Here is a 24,829-nt window from a genome sequence, read left to right as displayed (position 1 = left end):
CTTAGATAGAGTGGCTGGGGATGGACTGCTAGAGGGTCAGTAAACGGAACAACGCGATCTTGTTGATCTCGTCCAGCGCGCACTTGAACTCGGTGTCTACCGAATTGTGGATGCGCGTTTCGAACGCGGCGAGGATCTGATGCCGGTTGCTGCCTTTTACCGCCATGATGAAGGGAAACTTGAACTTGGCTTTGTAGGCCTCGTTCAGCTCGGTGAAGCGAGAAAACTCTTCGGCCGTGCATTGGTGAATACCCGCGCCCGCTTGTTCATCGGTGCTGGCTTGGGTCAGTTGGCCCTGGACGGCAGCTTTTCCGGCCAGGTCCGGGTGAGCATTGATCAGCGCCAGTTGCGAGGCGTGATCAGCACTCAACAGGATATCGCTCATGCGCTGGTGCAGGGTTTCGATCTGGTCGATCGACGCGTCCTGGCCCAGGTCGAAGGCCTTTTCGGCCACCCATGGCGAGTGTTCGTAGATATCGGCAAAGGCCTGGACGAAGGCGTCGCGGCTCAAGGTCGAAGGTTTCAGGGTCTGGAACGCAGTCATTTCGCCGCTCCCGGGAAAGGGTGGGTTTGGTGCCAGTGACGGGCGATGTCCACGCGGCGGGTGAACCACACCTGGTCATGGCCTTTGACGTATTCAATGAAGCGCTTGAGCGAGGCCAGGCGTGCCGGGCGGCCGATCAGGCGGCAATGCAGGCCGATGGACAGCATCTTTGGCGCTTCGGCACCTTCGGCATACAGCACGTCGAAGGCGTCCTTGAGGTATTCGAAAAAGTCGTCGCCCTTGTTGAAGCCCTGCACTTGGGTGAAGCGCATGTCGTTGGTGTCCAGGGTATAGGGGATCACCAGGTGCGGCTTGCCGTTGGGGGTGTTGGGTTCCCAGTAGGGCAGGTCGTCGTCGTAGGTGTCGCAGTCGTACAGAAAGCCACCTTCCTCCATCACCAGGCGACGGGTGTTGGGGCCGGTGCGGCCGGTGTACCAGCCCAGTGGGCGTTCACCGGTGAGTTCGGTGAGGATGCGGATGGCTTCGAGCATGTGCTCGCGCTCCTGAGCCTCGTCCATGTACTGGTAGTCGATCCAGCGGTAGCCGTGGCTGCAAATCTCGTGGCCGGCGGCGACCATGGCGCGGATCACGTCCGGATGCCGCTGGGCGGCCATGGCCACGGCGAAGATGGTCAGCGGGATGTCGAACTCTTTGAACAACTTGAGGATGCGCCACACACCGGCACGGCTGCCGTACTCATACAGCGACTCCATGCTCATGTTGCGCTCGCCTTGCAGCGGTTGGGCCGAGACCATTTCCGAAAGGAAGGCTTCGGACTCTTTGTCGCCATGCAGGATATTGCGCTCGCCGCCTTCTTCGTAGTTGAGTACGAACGACAGCGCAATGCGTGCCTTGCCCGGCCAGTGGGGGTGAGGAGGGTTACTGCCGTAACCGATCAGGTCGCGTGGGTAGTCAGCGCTCACTGCAGTCTTCCTTCTTGTTCGTGGTAGCAGGTGTGTGTGGCGTCCGGGCAGTGGAATGACTGAGTGGCGTCACAGCGATGAGTGATTGTATACAACTTATCGCGAACTTTGTAAGCCTGCATTTCTGCATTTTTTCTGAACGGGCTCTCTACGGGTCTCTGCAAGAAACTTGCCTGAATGGTCAGGTTAAGATCAAAAAGCCCACTGTAGGAGCGAGCTTGCTCGCGAATAACCTGAGGGCGCCACTTTTCATCCTGGGAGCCCGCGTTATCGTTGGCGTTTTTCGCGAGCAATCTCGCTCCTACAGGGGATTGGAAGGCTGTGGAATTTATTGTGTACAATTTTCATAAAAAGTGTCTTAATCGGTCATCGCCGGCTTTTTCAACGCTCTGAAAAGGTGCGGGTTTCTCAATCACTGACTTCCGGAGGCGCATAGAAGCCATGGGACGTTTGACCACACACGTTTTGGACGCTGCACACGGCTGCCCTGGCAGCGCAATCAAGGTTGAGCTCTACCGTGTCGAAGGCACGCAGCTTGAGCTCGTCGCTACCGCCACTACCAACGGAGACGGTCGTTGCGACGCGCCGCTGCTGCAAGGCGACGACTACCGCAGCGGCGTGTACCAACTGCAGTTCAGCGCCGGTGATTACTACCGTGCCCGCGGTGTGCAATTGCCTGAACCTGCCTTCCTCGACGTGGTGGTGTTGCGCTTTGGTATCAGTGCCGAGCAAGACCACTACCACGTGCCTCTGCTGATTTCGCCTTACAGCTACTCCACTTATCGCGGTAGCTGAGTCGTCACCTCGCTTCACACCCCCAAATGCTCTTCGTTGGTTTCGCCCGCGCACACTGCGGGCTTTTTTTCGCTCAACTATCTAGCCCCTCTTGCTCATTGATGGGCCCTAGGCTGGTTTTTCCTCAGTGCATAGAGAAGAAAACACCATGACCTTGCCCCCTGATCAGCTCGGCGTTACAGCGCCCTCCAGTGACCCTGACGACACCCTTGAGGAGGACGCGCCGCCCTTTTTCGTCGATGCCGATTTACAGGCCCTACGCACTCCGTTGCGAGAACGGATCAACGCCTATCCCCATCCCAGCCGCCTGATCAATCAGATCGGGCTGGCCGACGCGAGATGCCGCGAGTCGACACGGGCGCTCACACGCCTGATAGGGCGCTCACCCAGGATCTTGAAGGTGATCCGCGCCCAGTTGCAGAAGGCGTTCGAGATTGACCCGGACAGTCTGCTCTTCACCGAACCCATGCCTCCGCGTTTACCGCAGAAAGTCGACACCTTGACTGATCGTGCGTTGTTGCTGCTGGTCCGCCCTTCGGTGCCTTTCAATATCAATCAATACACCCTCCTCAGCGTCAAGGGCGCGCCTGACCGTCGGTTGCCCTATACACCGCTGGAAGCGCTGCGGCGGGTTATCGCGTTGGGGCTGTTTGAGCGGTTGGGTCGCGCAGCCAATCAATATTGGGACGCGCTGGAGTACGGCTCCTGGCTCACACGCCGGGAGCGTTGGATCGAGCTGCACCAGGCGCTTTTTGCTGACCGGGCCTTTATTGCCAGGCAACTGAACGAGCTATCACGGGCTGGATTGGCCATGGTTCAGGCCGTGATCGATGCACCAACCGCTGAAGCACGCCTGCGTGCGGGCGGACAGTGGGCCGATGTGCGAGTAGGCCCGTTGATGTGGCCGGGTAACCCTGCGGTGGCTATTGCGGGCGCGTTGCATTTCTATCGTGAGGGCGATCCCGATGATGTGCCTCATGTTGTCTATTTACCGGGTGTGGCTCGCAATTTTTACGAGTACCCGTCTTTCGTCGCCCTGGCGTGCGGCGTGCAGGCGCTGGGCAGGACTCGTCTACACGAGCTCTGGCAATGTTTGCCATTAAGTCGTCGCTCTGTGTTGCTTCCACCTGCAACGTTCTCCTCGGTATCCACTGTCTCTCGAGGCGTGGAGCTTATGGAGGATGCGCTGGCGTCAAGCGCGCAGGCGTTGTTGGAAGGGCAATGGGCCAATGAATTGGCGTGTACGGTAAAAAGCAACCACGCCCATGTGTTTGCCGCCGGAACGTCACAGCCTCTGGAGTCAGCAGTTGTTCTCGCACGAGTGGAGCGTAACCGGCAGCAGTTGATTGGCGGGGCCCGACTTGGCCCGCTTCGAGAGCAGTTGCTCAAATGGGACCAGCAACGACGACACGCCGAAATAATCTTTGGCAGCACTGCGCCAGGCTTGGCCGAATACACCGTAGAACACCGGATCAAACGCTACGAAAAAGGGCTGGTTGCGTTGCTCGATCCCGATGATTTGAGTAACGATACGCCCGCATACCAGGCATTTGTATCGCTGGTATCCCAGCTCAACGCCCATGCCCAAACGATGGACAGGTGGGTGCAGGATGCCCAGCAACGGCTGTTCGAGGTGGCATTTTGGGCTGAGCGCCCTGGTGGAAAGGGTACGCTCAGGCGCGGCACGTTGTTTCTTGACGCCCAGACTGAGGCGCTACGCTGTGAGGTGCAATTGCAGCATCGACTCAAGTTGATAAGCACCGCGCATCGGGACCTGATCATCGAAGTGCTCGATCAGCCTTTGCCGTCAAAACGTCCAGACAGTCAAACCCGAGTGCTGTCAATTGCGATTGGCAATGACCCTGATGCCTTCTATCCGCTCCATAACATGTGGGTGGTGACTACGGCGGCGGCGGTACGGGTGCCGCGGCGCCAGCATGCGGTAGTCCTGTGCGGTTTCGGAGCGGAAGGTGGGGTGCAGGGGTTTTCCGGACTGGACGCCCTGACCCGAAGTATCAAAGCCAGCCTTGATAGTTGGGATCGCAGCGCGCTGTGGGACTATGTCGAGCACGACAAGCGTAACGACTTGCGCTCACACGCGGCGCGTGGAACGCTGGCTGTGCGCTACGTACCGATTAATGGCAAGCCCGCCCTGGCTGCGATCAAGACATTGCTTGGGTGTTATCAGCGCCTGCACAACAGCACAGAAGACATCACGCGCATATTCAACGGCGTGAAAGATGCGCAAATAAGTCGCGCCTTGCTGCTGGCAGAACTGCAAGAGCAGCTCAAGGCACCTGTCAGTGACGCCCAGAGCCGCGCCCAGGCCAATGTCGAGTTGTTGCGCAAAACCGCACTGCAAGCGAAGAAACTGCCAGCTTGGCTGGAGCACGCATCCCGTTACCAGCGTAAGAAGTTCAGGCGATCGCAGCGCTTTTACCTGAGCAGTACTTTTGCATTCAAGACAAGGCTTGAAGACCAGTTGCCCGGTCTGGAAACCTTCGCTCGCCGTGCCCTGATCGATCGCTTGCGGTTGGACGGCATACCTGCGCAGTTTGATATCGACCAGCCCTTCATTGATATGCCCGATGATGTTCAAGGCAGTTATTGTGGATGGACAAGCGGTTGTGCCATTGGCGACCGCGCCATAAAACTTACCCCGACCCTGAAGCGCACCACCTACAGCCTGTTACAACTGGCGCAGCATAACCTGGACCCACTGGCGCCCTGGACGCAGTGGCGACTCAATCGCGCCCGCTATTTGCAACCTGAATGGAAAAATCAACTGAATGCCGCTTACTTGATCCGTACGATTTCCTCGCTGGATGTCGGCGGTCAGTACGACGCGTTGATCAACCAGGTTTTTTACCCGCCTGGCGATACCCTCCACACGCTCAGCAAAGGGCGCATTCCCGAGTTACTGAACCGGACGTTGCTTGCCGGCACTGAGCAACATCTGTTGTTGGCCACGCAACAAGGCTTGACGGCAACCGCGCAAAGTATCTTCACCACGGCGATGGCCGCACGAACGCCGCAAGACTTGTTGAAAAACCAACATGAGCTGCAACTGCATGTGCTTCATTTAGTGGGCCACACGATGCAGCATGACCGCTATATCGCGGGCCTGGTGATCGTGCGAGACCTGCGGTCGGGGCATTGCGTGATCTATTGGCCGAATGCTTCGCCCGCGTTGGTTCTCACCGAGTACTGCAGTTTGCAACAAGCCCAGGATGCATTGAACCGCCTTGGCGCACGGCCTGAAAACACCCAGATGCTGGCGAGGCAGATCGCACCCGGCTGGGCATTTCAGGCAATTACCCATCACCCGGTCAGGGTCGATAGGCTCGGTGCTGCCGTCAGTTACCTGGACGCTATACCTGCGTTTGCCATGGTCAAAGGGATATGGCAAGCGGTTGAGTTTGTTCGCTCCTTCGGTATCAAGCACTTGGAGCCGACGGTGCTGCCGGATGAGGTTGAGCAGGTAATCCTTGAGCAGATTGCCAGTGAACCTGAGGCTTGGCTGGCAATTGTCCCCACGTCCCACAGTGATGCCCAGGCATTGCTTTACGACGCCCCGGTGCTGGAGTTGAAACGTCAGACCCAGGCAGCCAGCCATTCCGGCAAAGCGCTGGATGAGTATCGCACCCGTCGGCTGGGCGAGCAGGGCGAGACACGCAGGCGCCGGTTGATCGCTTTTTTTTCTCCGTTATTCGGGATGTTCAATGATGCCTACGAGTTGCTGCTTGTGGCGCGGCGCTTTCATCGCTATGGGGACCCTCATGATGCCGTTGACGTGGGTTTTATGAGTGCGTTTATGGCGGCTGACCTGCTGACAAACTTTATACCGGGGCCCAAGGGGCGCGGCAGTGCTGTGGCCAAGGTGACGCGTCCTGCGCCGAGGGCTTTACTGGCACGCATACACCGCATGCGCATGGCCGTGCGCGATAGCCTTTCGCGCGTGAAGGTGCCCGTTGTAACTCAGCTCAAGGTGTTCGACCGGTTCAAAATCAAGGCGATTGCTGACGACGCCGTGGCGCTGAAAGGCCCGGGCAAAAAGGGGATCCATGTCAAAAAGGGTGAGCTGTTTCTGACAGACGATACGCACCATTACCCGATTTACCAGCGCGAAAACGAACAGGTATTTCGACTCAAAAATACCCGGCAGCCGGGCGAAGACGAGTTGATCTTGCACATCGATCAGCCCGGTGAACGCTTGTTGGGCTCGGGCGACCCTCAACCGGGGCCCAGCTCGGGGGTGCTCAACCCCTGGCGCGTAGAAGTAGAGGCGCTACGGGATTGGTTCCCACCGACTGTGCGTTCTGCTACACAAAGCACCATTGTCCAGTCCTCAACGGTCGCCACCCACTGGTTCGATTGGCGTATCCGAGCCCAGGCCATTGAGCTGTCGGACTCATCGATACCTGGCGTTTTACGTGTGCAATCGACTCCTCAAGGAGCCTTCTACAATGCCATCTATATCGGCGCGAGGTATGACACACCGAGCGCTGGATCGGGAATCGGATATTACAGGCTACTGGACACGGGGGATCAGGCGCCATTGACCGACATTGCGTTTATTACCAGGGATACGCAGCAGGTTTCATTGGCTCGCACTGATATTGAGCGCTGGACAAGTACGGCAATCAACGATCAGCCCATTCCGGTATCACGCACTTCGGCGGGCGAGTGGCAGCTGCATGCGCCGCTGTTCGACAGGCCACTGGAGCGCTATGTGGGCAGTGCTTTTCCCACCCTCACAAATACAAGCCAAGCGCTGGCAGTCGCCAGGCTGATTGAGTTATCGGGGCCGCCACAACTGGCAACGGCCAGTCATTTACTGAATATTCGCGCCACGCTCGACAAGTGGTTGCTTGCTGTAAATGGCCGTGTTGGCCAGACGGATGATTTGCTACAGATGTTGCGGCCCAATGAGCGGCGCAAAGAAATGGTGTACATCGGGTACGATGGCAAGGCGCCAGGCTTCACGCGTGTTGACTTCACGCCGCCTCACCCGTTGGATCCGCGCCTTCAATTTGGTGTCACACCGGTCAGGACGCAGCGGCTCGAGGCAGAGCGCTCTGCCGTCAGAACCGTGCTGGAGCAGCAGGGCTTCGCCGTCCAGGATTTGTCTTTGCGGCGGCAGGGGACAACCGCTGGAGAGTTCAGCCACGAATCAGTTGTGACGCATCGCCATTCGAACAAAATTTACTATGTCGCCTATCAATGGCTTGAGACGGGGCGAATGACATTGAGAACCAAGCTGACGGACAAGTGGATTCGGTTCGCAATTAAATTACACCCCGACTCTCTTCTATTGAAAGCGGTCGACAGCGCGCTGCAAGAACAGCGCTTGGTGCGGATCGTGGCGGGTATCCAATGGGCGACGAAGGGCAATCTGAACCCCAGCGTCTACTTCGTCAAATTGGCCCCCTAGCGTTGACGAGTGCCGCTGCTGCGGCGCCACCAAACAGTGCGGCACTGATCCGATTGAACCAGCTCTGGCCCGAGCCGCTGCGCAAATAGCGCGCAGCGCCATGGGCGCCCAAGCCGTAAGCCAACTTGCACAGCAGATCAAGCAGCGTCCAGGTGACGATCATGACCAGCAACTGCGGCAGGAACGGTTGCTGGCTGCTGAGAAATTGTGGCAGGAAGGCAGCGAAAAACAGGATGTCCTTGGGGTTGCTTGCGCCCAGTACAAAAGCCCGGCCAAACAATGCACGAAAGCGTGGTACTGGCGCAGCGTGCGGAACTTCAGCGCCTGCATTGGGCAGGCGCGATTGCTGCCAGCTCTGCCACGCCAGGTAGAACAGGTAGAGTGCGCCGACAATTTTGAGCGCGCTGAACAGTTGTTCGGACGCCAGTAACAGCGCGCCCAGGCCCAGGGCCGAGGCGCTCAACAGGCAGATCGAGGCAAACACACCACCGAGAAACGCCGGGTACGAGCGGCGCAGGCCATAGTTAAGGCTGTTGCTGATCATCAGCAATGAGAGCGGGCCGGGGATCAGGATCACCACCAGCGCAGCGCCGCTGAACAGCAGCCAGGTTTCCAAGGTCATTTACATTCCTCCCTTTCATGCAAAAGCCTCACCCGAAGGTGAGGCGGTTTTTCAGCCCTTCCCGAACTACAGAAAGATGAACTTGGCGATAAAGATCGCGCACAGCACCCAAAGGCTGATGGAAATCTCGCGGTACTTGCCGGTGCCGGCTTTCAACGCCACGTAAGTGATAAAACCCAGGGCGATTCCGTCGGCGACCGAAAACGTCAACGGCATCATGATCGCGGTGACGATTGCAGGAATGCTGTCGGTGGCTTCATCCCAGTTGATATGGGCCATGCTCGCCATCATCAGCATCGCAACGTAAATCAACGCGCCCGCGGTGGCGTAGGCGGGAATCATGCCGGCCAGCGGCGCAAAAAACATCGCCGCCACGAACAATATGCCCACGGTCACCGCGGTCAAACCCGTACGGCCGCCAGCAGCCACACCGGCGGCACTTTCTACATAGCTGGTCACCGGCGGTACACCGACCATGGCGCCGAACACGCTGGACGCACTGTCAGCCTTCAAGGCGCGAGACAGGTTGTCGATCTTGCCATCGGCATTCACAAGTCCTGCGCGTTGCGCAACGCCCATCAGTGTACCGGCAGTGTCGAACATGTGTACAAAAAGAAAGGCAAATACCACGCTGATCATGCTCACATTGAACACACCCATCACGTCCATGGCCATCCAGGTCGGTGCCAGGCTCGGTGGAGTGGCGAGAATGCCGTTGTAGTGCACCAGGCCCAGGCCCCAGCCGGCCAGGGTCACGGCGATGATGCTGATGAGAATTGCGCCGAATACGCGGTGATAACTGAGGATAGCAATCAGCAGGAAGCACACCGCCGCCAGCAACGGCGCGGGCTCATGCAGGGAGCCGAGCTTGATCAGCGTAGCCGGGCTGTCGACAATGATGCCGGCGGTTTTCAGGCCGATCACCCCCAGGAACAAACCCACGCCGGCGCCCATGGCATGGCGCAGGCTAACCGGAATACTGTTGAGCAGCCATTCGCGGATGCGCGACAGCGTCAGGATCATGAACAGCACGCCGGAAATAAACACCGCGCCGAGGGCGGTTTCCCAGGTGTAACCCATGGTGCCGACCACGGTGTAGGTGAAAAACGCGTTCAAGCCCATGCCCGGCGCTAGGCCCACTGGCCAGTTGGCATACAGGCCCATCAACAGGCAGCCCAGCGCCGCGGCGATGCAGGTGGCGACGAAAGCCGCGCCGTGATCGATACCGGCATCGGCCATGATGTTGGGGTTGACGAAGATGATGTAGGCCATGGTGATAAAGGTGGTGAGGCCGGCGATCAGCTCGGTCTTCACTGTGGTGCCATGCAAGCGCAGTTTGAACAGGCGTTCCAGCCAACCGCCTCGGGGCGCGGCCAGGTCCAACGTAGGGGCTTCGGTTTTGCGGCTATCCACAGCGAGTACTCCTCAATCGTTTTATTGTTATGTCCAGCGCCGGTCACATGAGTGGGCGACAGCGCTTTGAGGTACCGGCGGGTTTGTTGACCAAAAGGTCAGGAACTCGCACGAAGCGAATTATGCTTTTGTATACAAATAAAGCAAATAATGTTTTCGATTGTCTCGGCGAAAAGGGATGAAAGGCGCAGGCCAAGGGATTTATTCTGCGCAACGCCTTGAAACAAGCCTTCGATACCCGCACCTTGTGGGCGCAAGCATTTGGTCAGCGCGGCGAAAAGGGGAGCCCCATGTACAAGGTTTATGGCGATTACAAGTCGGGCAATTGCTACAAGGTCAAATTGATGCTCAATCTGTTGGGCATCCCGTATGAATGGATCGATATCGATATCCTCAAAGGCGATACCCAGACCCCTGAGTTCCTGGCCAAGAACCCCAATGGCAAGGTCCCGGTATTGGAGCTTGAAGACGGCACCTGCCTGTGGGAGTCCAATGCGATTCTCAACTTCCTCGCCGATGGCAGTGAATTCCTGCCGAACGAACCGCGCCTGCGTACCCAGGTATTGCAGTGGCAGTTTTTCGAGCAGTACAGCCATGAGCCTTACATTGCGGTGGCGCGGTTTATTCAGTTCTACCTGAACATGCCCGAGGATCGGCTGGAAGAATACAAGACCACCCACAAAGGCGGTTACAAGGCCTTGAGAGTGATGGAGCGTCAGCTTCAAGCCACGCCTTATTTAGTGGGCGAGCAGTTTTCCATTGCCGATATTGCGTTGTATGCCTACACCCATGTGGCCCATGAAGGCGGCTTTGACCTGGCGCCGTATCCGGCGGTGCAGGCGTGGTTGCAGCGCGTGGCCAGTCATCCCAAGTACGTGGCGATGCTCGACTGACTCCCTCGGTCCAATGTGGGAGCTGGCTTGCCTGCGATAGCGTCACCCTGGCGCCCCGGCTAAACCGAGGTGTCTGCATCGCAGGCAAGCCAGCTCCCACATTTAGCGCGGCGGCGTGTCAGGCAGTGCTTTGTTGAGCAGTTCAAAGCAGCGCTGCGCCGCCGGGCTCAAGCCCATCCCGCTACGGCTGATCAACCCGATCTCTCGATTCACCCCGGGATGATCGATGCTGATCCGCTTCAAACCTTCCAGGCTATCGGCCGCTGACTCCGGCAACACACTGATGCCCAGGCCCTGGCGCACCAAGGCCAATACGGTCGACATGTAGTTGGCCTCCATGCCGGCGTTCAGCGTCAGTCGTGTCTCATCGAACAGCGTGTCCACTTGCTCGCGCACACTGCTGTCGCGGCCGGTCAGGATGATCGGCTGGTCCGCCAATTGTTCCAGAGTCAGTTGGTGATGGCGGGCGAGCGCATGGCCCGATGGTACAAATGCGCACAGCCGATCATTGAGCACCGGCACGAAGTCCAGCCCGTGGCTCAGGCGGGCGCGCACGCCGATGCCGAAATCCACTTCGCCGTTGCGAACCTTTGCATGAATGCGCTGGGCCACCAGGTCATGCAGGCGCACTTCGATGCCGGCGAAGCGTTGGCGAAACAGGCGCAAGGCCGGGGGCAGAGCGCCTGCGCAGACTGAGGGCAGGGCGGCAATGGTCACCACGCCGCGGCGCAAGGCGGCGAGGTCGCGGGAGCCGGTGACGATGTTGTCCAGGTCCAGCAGCAGTTTTTCCATGGGCCCGCGCGCCTCCTGGCCCGCAGCGGTAATGCTCACGTGGCGCGGGCTGCGGTCGAGCAGGGCGACGCCGAGCCAGTCTTCCAGTTGTTGCACCTGCACGGTGAGGGCCGACGGCGACAGATGCAGTTCGTTGGCCGCCTTGGTGAAGCTGCCTGTGCGGGCAACCGCAAGGAAAGCTTGAATGTGCTGGATGCTGTTTTTCATGCGCGTCGCTTCATTTTGTTTTTCCGAACGCTGGTGGCTGAATATTGCAATTTACAAAGCCTAGCGCGATTCCAATACTCCAGGGAAAACAATAACCGGCCAACCAGGCCGCCCTGGAGTAACCCATGCTCGCAACCCTGGGTGTCATCACCATCCTGTGCCTGCTCGCTGCCGTCATGAGCAAGCGCCTCTCGCCGCTGGTGGCCTTGATCGCCTTGCCGATCATTGCCGCGCTGATCGGTGGATTTGGCCTGCAAACCAGCGCCTTCATCATTACCGGTATCAAGAACGTCGCCCCTGTGGTGGGCATGTTTGTGTTCGCGATCCTGTTTTTCGGGATCATGACCGACGCGGGCATGCTCGATCCCATCATTGATCGCATCCTGCGCACGGTCGGGACGCGTCCTACACGAATTGTGGTGGGTACTGCGACCCTGGCGTTGCTGGTACACCTGGACGGCTCTGGCGCTGTGACTTTCTTGGTGACGGTGCCGGCGATGCTGCCGCTGTATACGCGCCTCGGCATTGATAAACGCATCCTCGCCTGCGTATGTGCGATGGCCGCCGGGGTCAACTTCCTGCCCTGGACCGGCCCGGTGCTGCGTTCGTCGGCGGCCTTGCATGTGCCGGTGGCCGACCTGTTCCAACCATTGATCCCGGTTCAGATCGTCGGGCTGATCTTTGTCTTCGCCTGCGCCTGGTGGCTGGGCCATCGCGAAGAAAAGCGCCTCGGCCTGGGCGCCGGTTCCAGCGTGGAGGCGGTGCCGCAACGAGTGCTCAGCGATGAAGACATCACGCTGCGTCGTCCACGGTTGTTCTGGGTCAACCTGATGCTGACCGTGCTGGTGATGGTGGTGATGATCGCCGGCTGGGTGGACCCGGTGGTAATGTTCATGCTCGGCACCGTGGTTGCGTTGTGCATCAACTATCCCAACGTGGACGCCCAGCGTGCGCGCATCGACGCCCATGCGAAAACCGCCCTGACCATGGCCAGTATCCTGCTCGCCGCCGGGGTATTTACCGGCATCATGCAAGGCACCGGCATGCTCAAGGCCATCGCCGAAGTGGCGGTGGCGCAGATCCCGGCGGGCCACGGCAAGTTGATCCCGGCCGTCGTGGGCTTCTTGTCCATGCCCCTGAGCATGTTGTTTGACCCCGACTCTTACTACTTCGGCGTGATGCCGGTGATCGCCGAAGTCGGCAAAGCGCTTGGCGTCGACCCCCTGCAAGTGGCCCAGGCCTCGTTGCTGGGCGTGCACACCACCGGTTTTCCGGTCAGCCCGCTGACGCCTGCGACCTTCCTGCTGGTGGGCCTGTGCAAGATCGAACTGGCCGATCACCAGCGCTTCACCATTCCTTTCCTGTTTGCCGCCTCGGTGTTGATGACCCTGACGGCGTTGCTCCTGGGAGTGATTTGAGATGAACACCTTGCGCATCGGCTCCGGCGCCGGCTACTCCGGCGACCGTATAGAACCTGCGGTGGAACTGGCCGAACACGGCGACCTGGATTACCTGGTCTTCGAATGCCTGGCCGAACGCACCATCGCCCTGGCGCAACAGGCGCGCATCAGCGACCCGCAGGGCGGTTATGACCCGCTGCTGGCTGAGCGCATGCGCCGTGTCTTGCCCTTTGTGGGGCAGCGGGCGGGGCGTCGACGCCTGCGGGTGATCACCAACATGGGGGCGGCAAACCCGTTGGCGGCGGCCGGGGAAGTGCGGCGCATTGCCGGCGAGCTGGGCCTGGGCCTCAAGGTCGTGGCGGTGGTCGGGGATGACGTGCTGCATACCTTGTCTGCCGAGCAGTTGCTGGATAATGGCCAGACCGTAGGCGCATTGGGCGAGCGGCTGATTTCCGCGAATGCCTACTTGGGTGTGGAGGGCATTCTTAACGCGTTGCACGCCGACGCCGATGTGGTGATCACCGGGCGCGTGGCCGACCCTTCGCTGTTCCTGGCGCCGCAGATGTTCGAGTTCGGCTGGGCCTTCGATGATTGGCCGCGACTGGGCCGGGGCACGTTGGTGGGGCATTTGCTCGAGTGCGCGGGGCAGGTCAGTGGCGGTTATTTCGTCGATCCAGGCTTCAAGGATGTGGAGGATCTGGCGCGCCTGGGCTTTCCCCTGGCCGAGGTCGACGCCGACGGCAATGCAGTGATCACCAAGGTGGCAGGCTCCGGTGGGCGGGTCAGCCGCGCGACCTGCGCCGAACAACTGATTTATGAAGTTCACGACCCGGCAGCCTACTTGACCCCGGATGTGACGGCCGACTTTTCCCAGGTCGGGTTTGTCGAGGAGGGCGTGGACCGGGTGCGTGCCCAAGGAGCCAGCGGGCGTGCCCGGCCTGAACAGCTGAAGGTCAGCGTCGGTTATCTGGACGGTTGGATTGGTGAAGGGCAGATGTCTTACGGCGGTCCCGGTGCTGTCGCACGGGCTGAGTTGGCGCGGGAAGTGGTGCTCAAACGTCTGGCGTTGATCGGCGTCAACATGCAGGACCTGCGCGCCGAGTTGATCGGCATGGACTCATTGCACGGCCTGCGCAGCAGCGTCGAGCCTTGGGAAGTGCGCCTGCGGGTCGCTGCCCGGTGTGACGAGCGCGGCGACGCCGTGCGGATCGGCAATGAAGTGGAGACCCTCTACACCAACGGCCCGGCCGGCGGCGGTGGGGCGAGCAAGAGCGTGCGTCAGGTGGTGGCGGTGGCGTCGTTGCTGTTGCCCCGTGAAGCGGTCAAACCGAGGATTGAAGAATGAAACTGCACAGGCTGGCCCATTCCCGCACCGGGGATAAGGGCGACACGTCGAACATCTCGATCATTGCCTATCGCGCCGAGGATTATCCGTTGCTGTGTGAACAGCTGACGGCTGAGCGCGTGGCCGAGTTCTTTGCCGATTTACGCGATCCCGATGCGGCACCGGTTCAGCGTCATGAGTTGCCGAACGTGCAGGCGCTGAACTTCGTCCTGCCGGGAATCCTGCGCGGCGGCGTAACCCGGTCGCTGGCCCTGGACGCCCACGGCAAGTGCCTGGGTTCGGCATTGCTGGATCTCGACCTGACAATACCGACTTAATAGCACCGCAGCGCAAATGTGGGAGCTGGCTTGCCTGCGATGCGGGCACCGCGGTGCAGCAGATGTACGGCGGTGATGCAATCGCAGGCAAGCCAGCTCCCACATTGACCGCCGTGGGCTTCAGATCGCAGCGAAGCGCTTGTCCAGGTAGTCAATGATGACCTTGGAGTCATACATCCAGGTGGTCTGGCCGTTCTCTTCGATGCGCAGGCACGGCACTTTGATCTTGCCGCCTTGCTCCAGCAGGGTCTGACGGTCCTGCTCGTTGTTCTTCGCGTCCTTGAGCGCCACCGGCACATTCAGGCGGTGCAGGGTGCGACGGGTCTTCACGCAGAACGGGCAGGCGTGGAACTGATACAGGGTCAGGTCCTTGGCTGCAGCATTGACCTTGGCCTGTTGCTCCGCCGGGCGTTGTTTTTTACGTGGGCGGGTAAGAAAGTCGCCCGCGATGATGACGTGGCCGAGGCCCACTCGAAGTGCTTTGACGAACATGGCTGAAACCTCTTGCCCATGACTGAGGGGGCGCAGCTTACCTGATTTCTGCAGGCGAAAAAAAACCGGCGATGAACGCCGGTTTTTTCCTGCCTGGCCGGTTACTTGATCAGGCTGAGAAATTCGCTGCGGGTGGCCGCGTTCTCGCGGAACTCACCCAGCATCACCGAGGTGATCATCGACGAATTCTGTTTCTCGACACCGCGCATCATCATGCACATGTGCTTGGCCTCGATCACCACGGCCACGCCCAGGGCGCCTGTGACTTCCAACACGGCGTCGGCGATCTGGCGGCTGAGGTTTTCCTGGATCTGCAGGCGGCGCGCATACATGTCGACAATACGCGCGACCTTCGACAGGCCCAGCACTTTGCCGCTCGGGATATAGGCCACGTGGGCCTTGCCGATAAACGGCAGCAGATGATGCTCGCACAACGAGTACAGCTCGATGTCCTTGACCAGCACCATTTCGCTGTTGTCAGAGCTGAACAAGGCACCGTTGGTGACTTCTTCGAGTGTCTGTTCATAACCGCGGCAGAGGTACTGCATTGCCTTGGCGGCACGCTTTGGCGTGTCGAGCAGGCCCTCGCGGGACACGTCCTCGCCGAGTTGGCCGAGGATCGCGGTGTAATTCTGTTCCAGGGACATGAAACTACCTGTGGGATTTTCGCAAAGCGCAAGGTTACGGTGGCGGACACATCGCTGCAAGCCTGACGATGGCACTTGTTACTCGTCGCGCCCTTCCATCATGGTGCGCTTGAGCATCACATACACCGCGCCGGCGCCGCCGTGACGAGCCTGGCAGGAGGTAAAGCCGAGCACCTGGACATGCTGGCGCAGCCAGGTATTGACGTGGCTTTTGATCATCGGCCGCTTGCCGTCCAACCGCACCGCCTTGCCGTGGGTGACGCGCACGCAGCGGATTTCGAATTTGGTCGCTTCGGCCAGGAAGGCCCAGAGGGTTTCCCGGGCTTTTTCCACGGTCATGCCGTGCAGGTCGAGGCTGCCTTCGAACGGGATCTGGCCAGCCTTGAGCTTGCGCATCTGGCTTTCCTGCACGCCGTCGCGGGACCACATCAGTTCATCTTCGGGGCCGACGTCGATCACGAACTGGTCAGACAGGCCATCCACGGTGGTGGCATCGGTGCGCACGGTCGCGGCCTGGCGCAGCTTGGCGATCTGCGCCCGGTCAGTCTTGGGTTTGCCGGTGTCGGCGCGGTCGTGCTTGATCGGCTTGACGCCGCGCAGCTCGTTTTTGAACAGGGAAAAATCGTCGTCTTGCATGTCAGCCTCCGCGAAGGGCGGGCAGTTTACCTAAATCGCGGCGGCCAGGGCGCAGGAAACGCTATCCAAGCGCCATCAGTCGTGCTTTTTCATCAGGTGAGAGGCGATATTCAACGACAGCGGCTGGCGCATTTTCCGACGGCTGCGACGCCATAGCCACACGCCCAACCACAGCACCAGCAAGCCGATCCCCAGCAGAAGTGCCGAGCCGCCCGGGCTGGCATTCAGTTCGCCCAGGGCGGGCGAATGCCCAAACAGGCCGGCGCCACCAGCGCCCGCCAACAACAAGCCTACTATCGCCAGCAACGCGGCCATGCACGCTACCAGGCGCAGACGCCAATTGCTCGGGCCCTTGGGGCGCAAGCGACGAGCATCAAAACCATCGGATATCTTCATTCCGACCTTTCCTCCAGGGTATCGGCCCTTCGACCGGAAGATACACAGGTTGTTCCGGGGGGAGAGGTAAATGCGCCAAATGAAAGGGCTTTGCGGATGAGCGGAGCAATAAACACGCCGCTCACCGCCAGCAGGATCAGATCAAGTCTTTGGCCAGCGCCAGGGTGGCGAAGTTGTCTGCCATGATGGCCATTTCGGTTTGCTGCACATGCTCGGCGCTCAGGATACCGCCCTTGTAGGGCAGGTCGCGGGTGGCGCAGGCGTCTTCCACCAGGGTGCAGCGAAAGCCCAGGTTCTTGGCCGCGCGCACGGTGGTGCTGACGCTGGAGTGGCTCATGAAACCGCAGACGATCAGGTCCAGGGAGCCGAGGTCTTGCAGGTGCTTTTCCAGGCCGGTGCCATGGAAGGCGCTGGGCAGCAGTTTGCCGATGATGGTTTCGTCACCCTCAGGCTCAAGGCCCGGAATGAATTCGCCGCGCTCGCCCTGGGGGTCAAACAGGCCGCCCACGGTACCCAGGTGGCGCACATGCACAATCGGGCGCCCGGCACTGCGCGCTGCGGTCACAAGCTGCTTGATGTTCCCTACCGCCGCGTCCATGCCCGAGAGGGCGAGCGGGCCGCTGAGGTATTCTTTCTGGGCGTCGATGATCACCAGGGTCGCATGATTGAGGTTGGCTGCTGCGTAACCGCGACCGCTGAGTTGAAACATCGTCTTTGGAACGGACATTCTGGGGCTCCTGTGAGTGGGGCTTTTGCGACATTGTCCACTGGCTGAGCGCTTCTGTGAATCGCTACTATCGTAAGGTACGCCGTTGCTGGCGTGCAGCCATGTCAAGAGGCAGGCCTGTTTAACACAATGCGGGCAAATTGGATGAAATCCGACGTACGGCGCCAGGTTTTTCGTACATCGTCGGTACAGGTGAAGGCTGTTAGAATCGCCAGTCGTTTTTTCCAGGAGCTTGCCCCCGTGATCACTTCCCGCCTGCGCACCTTGCGCGACCATATCCGTTGGGCTGTCAGCCGTTTCCATGGGGAAGAGCTGTTTTTTGGCCATGGCACCGACAATGCCTGGGACGAAGCCCGACAGTTGGTGCTGGGCGCCTTGCACCTGCCGTGGGAAATCGCCGACAGCTATTTGGATTGCAACCTGGAAGAAGAGGAAATCTCCCACGTGCAGCGCTTGCTGCATCGCCGTATCCATGAGCGAGTGCCGACGGCCTACCTGTTGAACGAAGCCTGGTTTTGCGGCATGTCGTTTATCGTCGATGAGCGCGTATTGATCCCGCGTTCACCCATAGGCGAGCTGATTGAAGACCGCTTCGAACCCTGGCTGGCCCAGCCGCCGGCACGCATCCTCGACCTGTGCACCGGCTCCGGTTGCATCGGCATCGCCTGTGCCTATGAGTTCCCCGAGGCCGAAGTGGTGCTGGGAGACTTGTCCTTCGAAGCCCTGGAAGTGGCGAACCAGAACATCGAGCGCCATGGCGTCGACGAGCGCGTCTACACCGTGCAGGGCGATGGTTTTGACGGGTTACCCGGCCAGCGTTTCGACCTCATCGTGTCGAACCCGCCCTACGTGGATGCCGAAGATTTCGCCGACATGCCCGATGAATACCAGCACGAACCGGAACTGGGCCTGGCCTGCGGTGAAGACGGCCTGAACCTGGTACGCCGGATGCTGGCCGAAGCGGCGGACCACCTGACCGAGAAGGGCTTGCTGATTGTCGAAGTGGGCAACAGCCAGGTGCATGTCGAGGCGCTGTACCCGGAAGTGGACTTCGCCTGGCTGGACTTCAAGCGCGGTGGGCATGGGGTGTTTATGTTGACGGCTGAGCAGTGCCGCCAACACCAGGCCGTTTTCGCTGCCCGGATATAACTGCAGAAACTCGGTCAATGTGGGAGCTGGCTTGCCTGCGATAGCGGTGGGTCAGCTTGCACTTGTGCTACTGATACATCGCTATCGCAGGCAAGCCAGCTCCCACATTTTGATTGCATTTCAATCTATCAGCGGTGTGTGGCAATCCAGATCAACAACCCCGCCTGGAACACCGTAAACGCCACCAGACAAGTGATGGTAAAGCGCAGCCCGCTGTCCTCACGCTTGAACTTGGTGACTTTCTCCTCTTCCTTGCGCAGCTTCACTTCCTGCTCCGCCAGGTTCTGCTCGGCCTGTTGCAGCATCTGTGCGGCTTCCAGGATCTCCACGAACTGCACTTTCTCGGTGTTCCAGCTGTCCAGCACCTCGCTGACCTTGCCGGGCTGCACATTGCCTTTGAGGTGCTGCACATCGGCGTAGGCCACATCGAAACCCTGGATACGCAGGAAATGATCGCGGCGCAGGCGCGTGGCTTCGTTGAGGGCGTCCTTGTTGGCCAGGTCCACGCCGTCGACGCGGTAGTGGGACCACTTCTTCTTCGCCCAGGCGGCGCCTTGAGCCACCAGGAAACGCCCGATACCGCGGTTGGCCGGCTCGATTTCCAGACTGTTGCCGGGCCCGAAGTGCACGCGGTGTTTATCGTGATCGACCCAGATATCCAGGTGGTTCTGCTCGCGCCGTACTCGCTGGCCCGGTAACTGGATGACCATGCGCAACAGGCTGTGGTGTTTATCATGGCGCTCGGCATAGCCGAACTGCACAAAGCGCAACGGCCGTGCGCCGGTCGCGCGGTCGGTGGCCAGCGGGGCCAGGCGCAGCATCTTGAAATGTTCGGCGTGAACGTCGGCCCACGGCAGGGCCGCTGCGGCGCCAGCTTCGGTTGCGGCCGGGGTCTCGGCGGTCGATTCGGGTGTTGTTTCGGTGGTTGTCATGCGGCGCGATCCTGTCCAAGCCCTGCGAGCCGACAGTCTTTTTACTGTCGACTCTGGACTTATCGGCCGTTTTTCCCAGGACTGGAGGCCAATTGCCGCTTAACGGGGTTGAAGTCCTTCGATAAAGCTGACGATACGTTGGCCCAGCTCCGCAGCCAGCGGCAGTTTCGGGTCGTTGTAGGAGGCCAGTTGCTGCTTCACGTTATTGGGCACGATGCGCATCACGTGGTTCATGCCTTCGATCACCGTCAACTGCGCGTCGGGCTTGGCCTGCTTCAGTTGCCGGGCATCACCTACGCCAACCTGGATATCGTTGGTGCCTTGGATAATCAGCGCCGGCATGTCCAAGCGCGCAAAGGCGGCCGACGGATCGGCGCGGAACAGGCTGATCAGATACGGCTGCACGCTGGGTCGGAAAATACCCTCCAATGGGCGCGGCACGTCGGCGTCCACCTGGCCGGCCTTGAGGTGATCGAGTATTTCATTGCTGCGCAGCAGCAGGGCAGGGGGCAAGTGATCGGCCAGTTGCTGACGGATCACCTGGTCCACCGGGCGGGCGCTGCCAGACAAGGAAATGACCCCGGCCGGTTCAAGTTGCGGCGCGGCGAGGGCGGCGACCAGCGCGCCCTCGCTGTGGCCCAGCACAATCAGCGGGCCCATGCGCTTGTCGGCCTTGAGTAACTTGCCCCAGGCCACGGCGTCGGCCACATACGCCTCCAGGGTCAGGTTGCGCTCATCCGGCGTGGCCGCCAGGCTTGCAGCCACGCCGCGCTTGTCGTAGCGCACGCTGGCGATGTTATGCCGGGCCAGTACCCAGGCCAGGCGCTTGAGGCTGTCGTTGCGCGCGCCGTCGGCGCTGTTGCCGTTGCGGTCGGTGGGGCCGGAGCCGGCGATGATCAGCACCACCGGCACCGGTTTATCCGATTGCGGCAACAGCAGCGAGCCAAAGAGTTGGCCGCTGCCGGTGTCCAGGCTGATCGGGCGTTGCAAGACGACAGGGGAGGCGGCCTGGGCCACGGCGGTGAACAGGGTGAGGGTGAACAGCAGAACTCGCAGCATCATAGCGCCATCATTGGAGAGGTGCCGGTTGGACCAACGTCTACCGGTAAGGTTTCGAGGATGAACTAGTCGGTTAGCCTGCGTATACTGGCCGTCTTAAGTTATTACGGTTGACTTGATTCAACTGATTTCACGGAGCGCCCTGCATGTCTGGCAATACCTTCGGCAAGCTGTTCACTGTCACCACCGCGGGCGAAAGCCATGGCCCGGCGTTGGTCGCCATTGTCGACGGCTGCCCGCCAGGCCTGGAGCTGAGCCTGGACGACCTGCAGCGCGACCTCGACCGCCGCAAGCCCGGCACCAGCCGCCATACCACCCAGCGCCAGGAACCGGACGAAGTCGAAATCCTCTCCGGAGTGTTCGAAGGTCGCACCACGGGCTGCGCCATTGGCCTGTTGATCCGCAACACCGACCAGAAGTCCAAGGACTACTCGGCGATCAAGGACCTGTTCCGCCCGGCCCATGCCGACTACACCTACCACCACAAATACGGCGAACGCGACTACCGTGGCGGTGGCCGCAGCTCGGCGCGTGAAACCGCCATGCGCGTGGCCGCCGGCGCCATCGCCAAGAAATACCTGGCCACCCAGGGCATCGTCATCCGTGGCTACATGAGCCAGTTGGGGCCGATTGAAATCCCGTTCAAGACCTGGGACAGCGTCGAAGACAACGCCTTCTTCTGCCCCGACCCGGACAAGGTGCCGGAACTGGAAGCCTACATGGACCAGTTGCGCCGCGACCAGGATTCGGTCGGCGCGAAGATCACCGTGGTGGCCGAAGGCGTGAAGCCGGGCCTGGGCGAGCCGATCTTTGATCGCCTCGACGCCGAACTGGCCCATGCGCTGATGAGCATCAACGCGGTGAAAGGTGTGGAAATCGGCGCCGGCTTCGCCTGCGTATCCCAGCGCGGTACCGAGCATCGCGATGAGATGACCCCTGAAGGTTTCCTCAGCAACAACGCGGGCGGCATCCTCGGCGGTATTTCTTCCGGCCAGCCGATCGTGGCGCACCTGGCGCTCAAGGCCACGTCGAGCATTACCACGCCTGGCCGTTCGATCGATGTGCACGGCAACCCGGTGGACGTGATCACCAAAGGCCGCCACGACCCGTGCGTCGGCATCCGCGCCACACCGATAGCCGAAGCCATGATGGCCATCGTGCTGATGGACCACCTGCTGCGCAACCGCGGGCAGAATGCCGATGTGCGCGTGAGTACCCCGGTACTGGGCCAACTGTGATCGCCTGGGGCAATGAGCGCGCTTATTGTGGTGAGCGAGCTTGCTCGCGCTGGGCTGCAAAGCAGCCCTGAATAAAATGAACCCAGCCCTCCCATACTGGCGCCTCTCCAGCTTCTACCTGTTCTATTTCGCCCTGCTGGGGGCGACAGCGCCGTTCCTGGCGCTGTACTTCGATCACCTCGGTTTCTCCAGCGCGCGCATCGGCGAACTGGTGGCCATTCCCATGCTGATGCGCTGCGTGGCCCCCAACCTGTGGGGCTGGATCGGCGACTACACCGGCCGGCGCTTGGCCATTGTGCGATTCGGCGCGGTGTGCACCCTGGCCAGCTTCTGCCTGATTTTTGTCAGCAAGACCTACGCCTGGCTGGCGATGGTCATGGCCATGCACGCTTTCTTCTGGCACGCGGTGCTGCCGCAGTTTGAAGTCATCACCCTGGCCCACCTGCACAAGCAAACCTCGCGCTACAGCCAGATCCGTCTGTGGGGCTCCATTGGTTTTATCCTCACCGTGGTGATCATGGGGCGCCTGTTCGATTGGCTGAGCCTGGATATCTACCCGGTGGCGGTCGTGGTGATCATGGCCGGCATCATCGGCGCCAGCCTTTGGGTACCGAACGCGCAGCCGGCCAGCCACGGCAACCGCATGGCCGGCGATGGCTTTCTCAAACAATTGCGCAGCCCCGGCGTGCTGGCGTTTTATGCCTGCGTGGCGCTGATGCAAATGAGCCATGGCCCGTATTACACCTTCCTGACCCTGCACCTGGAGCATTTGGGCTACAGCCGCGGCGTAATCGGCCTACTGTGGGCGCTGGGGGTGGTGGCGGAAGTGCTGATGTTCCTGGCCATGAGCCGTATTCTTGCGCGCTTTTCGGTGCGCCGGGTGCTGCTCGCCAGTTTCCTGCTGGCCGCGCTGCGCTGGTGGCTGCTGGGTTCATTTGCCGAAGTTTTCTGGCTGCTGCTGGTGGCGCAGTTGATGCACGCCGCCACGTTCGGCAGCTTTCACGCGGCGGCAATTGCCTTTGTGCAACGCAGCTTCGGTGACCGCCAGCAAGGCCAGGGTCAGGCCCTTTATGCCGCGCTGGCCGGCACCGGCGGCGCGCTCGGCGCCCTCTATTCCGGTTACAGCTGGAACCTGCTGGGGCCCACCTTCACGTTCAGTATCGCCAGCCTCGCGGCCCTGGCCGCCGCCATTATCATTGGCCTTCGATTGCAAGAGCCGAACCAAGGAACCGTGCAATGAGCTATGTAGCCGTCTACTCCATCGCCTCCCCGGACACCCCGAACAAAGTGTTGACCCATGCCGACGACATCCAGTCGACCCTGGCCGAGCACGGCGTGCGTTTTGAGCGCTGGCAGCCCAGCCCGATAGAAAAGGGCGCCACTGATGCTGAAATGATTGCCGCCTACCAGGCTCAGATCGAAGCCCTCGGCTACGCCGCTGTGGAAGTGGTCAGCGTGACCCAAGACCATCCGCAGAAGGACGTGTTACGTGCGCAGTTCCTGGACGAACGTACCTACAGTGAAGACGAGGTGCGTTTCTTCATCGCAGGCCAGGGGCTGTTTACGCTGCACATAGGCGACTATGTGTACAGCTTGCGCTGTGAGAAGAATGACTTGCTGATCATCCCGGCCGGTGTACCGCACTGGTTCGACATGGGCGAGAACCCGCACTGTGTGACACTGCGTTTGTTCAACACGGCCCAAGGCGTTGTGCCCTCGTTGACCTGTGATGCGATTGCCACTCGCTTTCCAGGACTGGATGACTAAGCGTAGATAACTGAATGTTCAACCCTGGCAAGTTGGAAGTCGCTGTGGGAAGAAACTTAATTATTTGTAGGGTAAAGCTGTTTGTTCTCTGCCGTGCGCTTTGATTCCACTCGTTATGTAACTCTCTGTTCAGCGTAAATGTTTATGCCATCTGTCAATAGGAGGAATCCGAAAGATGGCAGCGCATCAGCAGATATAAGGAGAGAACAATGAGTGGCCCCGAGGAGACGTATCGCCCGTCGGTTATTGTGCCCACGGCTATCAGAAAACGCCGGAGCTTGTCCGGCAAGCCCCTGACTCCCACGGAGCTGGAAATCCTGCGATGGGCCTCCGAGGGCAAGACTGTCTGGGAAATCAGCCAGATTCGCGCCACCTCTGAAGCCACGGTGAAATTTCATCTGCGCAACATCTACGGCAAGTTGGATGTCACCAACCGTGTGCAGGCAAAGAATGAGGCGGTTCGGCAGGGCTTATGTTAATGGCATGAAAAAGGGCCGCGACGCTGAGTAGCGTCGCGGCCCTTTTTCAGAGGTGTAGATTAGGCCGAGTGATAGGTCGGCAGCGCAAAGCGGTTCTGGCTTTGCAACATCGAAATCTGCGGCAGTTCGCTGGCTTGTTCGGCCAGGTCACGGCGAATGGCGCTAATCACCCAAGTCAGTTGGTCGGCAGTGTGCAGCTGCTGATAAGAGATCGAGCGCTTGACCTGCTTACCTTCGCTGTTGCGCAGGGTCAACAGGATACCGCCGTCCGGACGTGGCTGGGTGGTGACGTCGTAGTTGGAGAATACTGAAGCGAATTTATCTTGGATCAGGCTCATGTCTATCAGCTCCATTGGCTCAAGTTGGCAAGCATGGAGTGATAGGTGCAGTGATTGTGCCAGTATTGGATATTCTAAAAAATCGTTATAAATCAGCAAGTTATAAATTTATAGGATTTTCGTTTTCGTGCAATTTGCATGAAGGGCCATCGTGCATCCTGCATTTTGCGCTATCTGCCCGGTGATTTTTCCGGCAGGAAGGGGGAGGGCTGTAATGATACTGACCGTGTTTTGCTCGGAAAAATCCCGGTCGGCTGGGAGGTCGTCATCGCAGCGCTGCGCCG

General features: G+C 60.0%; 24 protein-coding genes. 11 read left to right on the top strand and 13 right to left on the bottom strand.

Going from position 1 to position 24,829, the window contains the following annotated elements:
- Positions 1-28: 28 nt before the first annotated feature.
- Both uraD and puuE read right to left on the bottom strand, forming a co-directional pair.
- Positions 29-544, bottom strand: coding sequence for a 2-oxo-4-hydroxy-4-carboxy-5-ureidoimidazoline decarboxylase (uraD, locus tag AC4PS6_RS12035; RefSeq protein WP_057011741.1), 516 nt, complete (start codon positions 542-544; stop codon positions 29-31).
- Entirely contained in the window at positions 541-1,467 is a 927-nt protein-coding gene (gene puuE, locus AC4PS6_RS12030; RefSeq protein WP_014719292.1) for an allantoinase PuuE, read from the bottom strand. The genes uraD and puuE overlap by 4 nt, the downstream gene beginning before the upstream one ends.
- A gap of 441 nt (positions 1,468-1,908) precedes the next feature.
- Between puuE and uraH the strand changes: the two genes are divergently transcribed.
- Together uraH and AC4PS6_RS12020 are read left to right on the top strand one after the other, a co-directional pair.
- Positions 1,909-2,262 (top strand): hydroxyisourate hydrolase, encoded by a 354-nt coding sequence (gene uraH, locus AC4PS6_RS12025; protein WP_014719291.1) that lies wholly within the window; start codon positions 1,909-1,911, stop codon positions 2,260-2,262.
- 148 nt (positions 2,263-2,410) lie between these two features.
- Positions 2,411-7,696, top strand: a complete 5,286-nt coding sequence (locus AC4PS6_RS12020; protein WP_492180845.1) for a dermonecrotic toxin domain-containing protein — start codon at positions 2,411-2,413, stop codon at positions 7,694-7,696.
- Here the strand turns inward: AC4PS6_RS12020 and AC4PS6_RS12015 are convergent.
- Positions 7,680-8,318: a LysE family translocator gene (locus tag AC4PS6_RS12015; protein WP_014719289.1), complete on the bottom strand. Its 639-nt coding sequence runs from the start codon at positions 8,316-8,318 to the stop codon at positions 7,680-7,682. The genes AC4PS6_RS12020 and AC4PS6_RS12015 overlap by 17 nt on opposite strands.
- Positions 8,319-8,384: 66 nt before the next feature.
- Positions 8,385-9,731, bottom strand: coding sequence for an NCS2 family permease (locus tag AC4PS6_RS12010; RefSeq protein WP_014719288.1), 1,347 nt, complete (start codon positions 9,729-9,731; stop codon positions 8,385-8,387).
- A 290-nt stretch (positions 9,732-10,021) separates the two neighbouring features.
- Here AC4PS6_RS12010 and AC4PS6_RS12005 point away from each other — a divergent pair, with 290 nt between their 5' ends.
- Positions 10,022-10,624, top strand: a complete 603-nt coding sequence (locus tag AC4PS6_RS12005; protein WP_492180842.1) for a glutathione S-transferase family protein — start codon at positions 10,022-10,024, stop codon at positions 10,622-10,624.
- Positions 10,625-10,726: 102 nt separating this feature from the next.
- Here AC4PS6_RS12005 and AC4PS6_RS12000 read toward each other — a convergent pair whose 3' ends face one another.
- On the bottom strand, positions 10,727-11,623 hold the full coding sequence (locus AC4PS6_RS12000; protein WP_020302237.1) for a LysR family transcriptional regulator: 897 nt from the start codon (positions 11,621-11,623) through the stop codon (positions 10,727-10,729).
- Positions 11,624-11,748: 125 nt separating this feature from the next.
- On the opposite strand from AC4PS6_RS12000, the gene AC4PS6_RS11995 reads away from it, so the two are divergent.
- Genes AC4PS6_RS11995 through AC4PS6_RS11985 form a run of 3 tightly spaced genes read left to right on the top strand, consistent with a single transcriptional unit; the run spans position 11,749 to position 14,685 of the window.
- Entirely contained in the window at positions 11,749-13,041 is a 1,293-nt protein-coding gene (locus AC4PS6_RS11995) for a CitMHS family transporter (RefSeq protein ID WP_336827302.1), read from the top strand.
- A gap of 1 nt (position 13,042) precedes the next feature.
- Positions 13,043-14,368 (top strand): acyclic terpene utilization AtuA family protein, encoded by a 1,326-nt coding sequence (locus tag AC4PS6_RS11990; protein WP_336827303.1) that lies wholly within the window; start codon positions 13,043-13,045, stop codon positions 14,366-14,368.
- Complete coding sequence (locus tag AC4PS6_RS11985) at positions 14,365-14,685, top strand: AtuA-related protein (protein WP_020302240.1); 321 nt, start codon at positions 14,365-14,367, stop codon at positions 14,683-14,685. Before AC4PS6_RS11990 ends, AC4PS6_RS11985 begins: the two co-directional genes overlap by 4 nt.
- A gap of 120 nt (positions 14,686-14,805) precedes the next feature.
- On the opposite strand, the gene AC4PS6_RS11980 is transcribed toward AC4PS6_RS11985, so the two are convergent.
- The 5 genes from AC4PS6_RS11980 to AC4PS6_RS11960 form a co-directional block, all read right to left on the bottom strand.
- Positions 14,806-15,177 (bottom strand): glutathione S-transferase N-terminal domain-containing protein, encoded by a 372-nt coding sequence (locus AC4PS6_RS11980; protein WP_020302241.1) that lies wholly within the window; start codon positions 15,175-15,177, stop codon positions 14,806-14,808.
- Positions 15,178-15,278: 101 nt separating this feature from the next.
- Positions 15,279-15,824: a GTP cyclohydrolase I FolE gene (gene folE / locus AC4PS6_RS11975; RefSeq protein ID WP_014719282.1), complete on the bottom strand. Its 546-nt coding sequence runs from the start codon at positions 15,822-15,824 to the stop codon at positions 15,279-15,281.
- A 78-nt stretch (positions 15,825-15,902) separates the two neighbouring features.
- Positions 15,903-16,460, bottom strand: a complete 558-nt coding sequence (locus tag AC4PS6_RS11970) for a Smr/MutS family protein (RefSeq protein ID WP_336827304.1) — start codon at positions 16,458-16,460, stop codon at positions 15,903-15,905.
- A gap of 75 nt (positions 16,461-16,535) precedes the next feature.
- Positions 16,536-16,856, bottom strand: a complete 321-nt coding sequence (locus tag AC4PS6_RS11965) for a hypothetical protein (RefSeq protein ID WP_014719281.1) — start codon at positions 16,854-16,856, stop codon at positions 16,536-16,538.
- Positions 16,857-16,992: 136 nt separating this feature from the next.
- Entirely contained in the window at positions 16,993-17,583 is a 591-nt protein-coding gene (locus AC4PS6_RS11960) for a cysteine hydrolase family protein (RefSeq protein ID WP_336827305.1), read from the bottom strand.
- Between the two features lie 240 nt (positions 17,584-17,823).
- Between AC4PS6_RS11960 and prmB the strand changes: the two genes are divergently transcribed.
- On the top strand, positions 17,824-18,732 hold the full coding sequence (prmB, locus tag AC4PS6_RS11955) for a 50S ribosomal protein L3 N(5)-glutamine methyltransferase (RefSeq protein WP_014719279.1): 909 nt from the start codon (positions 17,824-17,826) through the stop codon (positions 18,730-18,732).
- Positions 18,733-18,860: 128 nt separating this feature from the next.
- Here the strand turns inward: prmB and AC4PS6_RS11950 are convergent, their stop codons facing one another.
- Positions 18,861-19,664, bottom strand: a complete 804-nt coding sequence (locus AC4PS6_RS11950; protein WP_019818578.1) for a hypothetical protein — start codon at positions 19,662-19,664, stop codon at positions 18,861-18,863.
- Between the two features lie 99 nt (positions 19,665-19,763).
- The gene (locus AC4PS6_RS11945) at positions 19,764-20,726 is read right to left on the bottom strand and encodes an alpha/beta hydrolase (RefSeq protein ID WP_019818577.1); all 963 of its coding nucleotides are present in this window, start codon (positions 20,724-20,726) and stop codon (positions 19,764-19,766) included.
- Positions 20,727-20,869: 143 nt separating this feature from the next.
- On the opposite strand from AC4PS6_RS11945, the gene aroC reads away from it, so the two are divergent.
- From aroC to AC4PS6_RS11925, 4 genes are all read left to right on the top strand, one after another.
- The gene (aroC, locus tag AC4PS6_RS11940) at positions 20,870-21,961 is read left to right on the top strand and encodes a chorismate synthase (RefSeq protein WP_014719276.1); all 1,092 of its coding nucleotides are present in this window, start codon (positions 20,870-20,872) and stop codon (positions 21,959-21,961) included.
- 76 nt (positions 21,962-22,037) lie between these two features.
- Entirely contained in the window at positions 22,038-23,201 is a 1,164-nt protein-coding gene (locus tag AC4PS6_RS11935) for an MFS transporter (protein WP_020302244.1), read from the top strand.
- Entirely contained in the window at positions 23,198-23,728 is a 531-nt protein-coding gene (locus AC4PS6_RS11930; RefSeq protein ID WP_014719274.1) for a 1,2-dihydroxy-3-keto-5-methylthiopentene dioxygenase, read from the top strand. The genes AC4PS6_RS11935 and AC4PS6_RS11930 overlap by 4 nt, the downstream gene beginning before the upstream one ends.
- A gap of 209 nt (positions 23,729-23,937) precedes the next feature.
- Positions 23,938-24,207, top strand: a complete 270-nt coding sequence (locus AC4PS6_RS11925) for a response regulator transcription factor (protein ID WP_014719273.1) — start codon at positions 23,938-23,940, stop codon at positions 24,205-24,207.
- 59 nt (positions 24,208-24,266) lie between these two features.
- On the opposite strand, the gene AC4PS6_RS11920 is transcribed toward AC4PS6_RS11925, so the two are convergent.
- Positions 24,267-24,545 (bottom strand): DUF3509 domain-containing protein, encoded by a 279-nt coding sequence (locus AC4PS6_RS11920; protein ID WP_003172952.1) that lies wholly within the window; start codon positions 24,543-24,545, stop codon positions 24,267-24,269.
- Positions 24,546-24,829 lie beyond the last annotated feature (284 nt).

The organism is Pseudomonas sp. DW-iso17 (assembly GCF_058725345.1).
Note: the sequence above shows the minus strand (reverse complement) of the source record. Positions and strands in the feature narration are given on the sequence as shown.

Excerpts from the sequence above, each read along its gene's own strand:
- AC4PS6_RS11960 (WP_336827305.1), bottom strand. The coding sequence starts at position 17,583 with ATGTCCGTTCCAAAGACGATGTTTCAACTCAGCGGTCGCGGTTACGCA.
- AC4PS6_RS11990 (WP_336827303.1), top strand. The coding sequence starts at position 13,043 with ATGAACACCTTGCGCATCGGCTCCGGCGCCGGCTACTCCGGCGACCGT.
- AC4PS6_RS12000 (WP_020302237.1), bottom strand. The coding sequence starts at position 11,623 with ATGAAAAACAGCATCCAGCACATTCAAGCTTTCCTTGCGGTTGCCCGC.
- AC4PS6_RS12020 (WP_492180845.1), top strand. The coding sequence starts at position 2,411 with ATGACCTTGCCCCCTGATCAGCTCGGCGTTACAGCGCCCTCCAGTGAC.
- AC4PS6_RS12015 (WP_014719289.1), bottom strand. The coding sequence starts at position 8,318 with ATGACCTTGGAAACCTGGCTGCTGTTCAGCGGCGCTGCGCTGGTGGTG.
- uraH (WP_014719291.1), top strand. The coding sequence starts at position 1,909 with ATGGGACGTTTGACCACACACGTTTTGGACGCTGCACACGGCTGCCCT.
- AC4PS6_RS11985 (WP_020302240.1), top strand. The coding sequence starts at position 14,365 with ATGAAACTGCACAGGCTGGCCCATTCCCGCACCGGGGATAAGGGCGAC.
- AC4PS6_RS11995 (WP_336827302.1), top strand. The coding sequence starts at position 11,749 with ATGCTCGCAACCCTGGGTGTCATCACCATCCTGTGCCTGCTCGCTGCC.
- AC4PS6_RS11950 (WP_019818578.1), bottom strand. The coding sequence starts at position 19,664 with ATGACAACCACCGAAACAACACCCGAATCGACCGCCGAGACCCCGGCC.
- AC4PS6_RS11970 (WP_336827304.1), bottom strand. The coding sequence starts at position 16,460 with ATGCAAGACGACGATTTTTCCCTGTTCAAAAACGAGCTGCGCGGCGTC.
- AC4PS6_RS11935 (WP_020302244.1), top strand. The coding sequence starts at position 22,038 with ATGAACCCAGCCCTCCCATACTGGCGCCTCTCCAGCTTCTACCTGTTC.
- AC4PS6_RS11925 (WP_014719273.1), top strand. The coding sequence starts at position 23,938 with ATGAGTGGCCCCGAGGAGACGTATCGCCCGTCGGTTATTGTGCCCACG.
- AC4PS6_RS11980 (WP_020302241.1), bottom strand. The coding sequence starts at position 15,177 with ATGTTCGTCAAAGCACTTCGAGTGGGCCTCGGCCACGTCATCATCGCG.
- folE (WP_014719282.1), bottom strand. The coding sequence starts at position 15,824 with ATGTCCCTGGAACAGAATTACACCGCGATCCTCGGCCAACTCGGCGAG.
- AC4PS6_RS11920 (WP_003172952.1), bottom strand. The coding sequence starts at position 24,545 with ATGAGCCTGATCCAAGATAAATTCGCTTCAGTATTCTCCAACTACGAC.
- AC4PS6_RS11930 (WP_014719274.1), top strand. The coding sequence starts at position 23,198 with ATGAGCTATGTAGCCGTCTACTCCATCGCCTCCCCGGACACCCCGAAC.
- uraD (WP_057011741.1), bottom strand. The coding sequence starts at position 544 with ATGACTGCGTTCCAGACCCTGAAACCTTCGACCTTGAGCCGCGACGCC.
- AC4PS6_RS11965 (WP_014719281.1), bottom strand. The coding sequence starts at position 16,856 with ATGAAGATATCCGATGGTTTTGATGCTCGTCGCTTGCGCCCCAAGGGC.
- AC4PS6_RS12005 (WP_492180842.1), top strand. The coding sequence starts at position 10,022 with ATGTACAAGGTTTATGGCGATTACAAGTCGGGCAATTGCTACAAGGTC.
- aroC (WP_014719276.1), top strand. The coding sequence starts at position 20,870 with ATGTCTGGCAATACCTTCGGCAAGCTGTTCACTGTCACCACCGCGGGC.
- AC4PS6_RS11945 (WP_019818577.1), bottom strand. The coding sequence starts at position 20,726 with ATGATGCTGCGAGTTCTGCTGTTCACCCTCACCCTGTTCACCGCCGTG.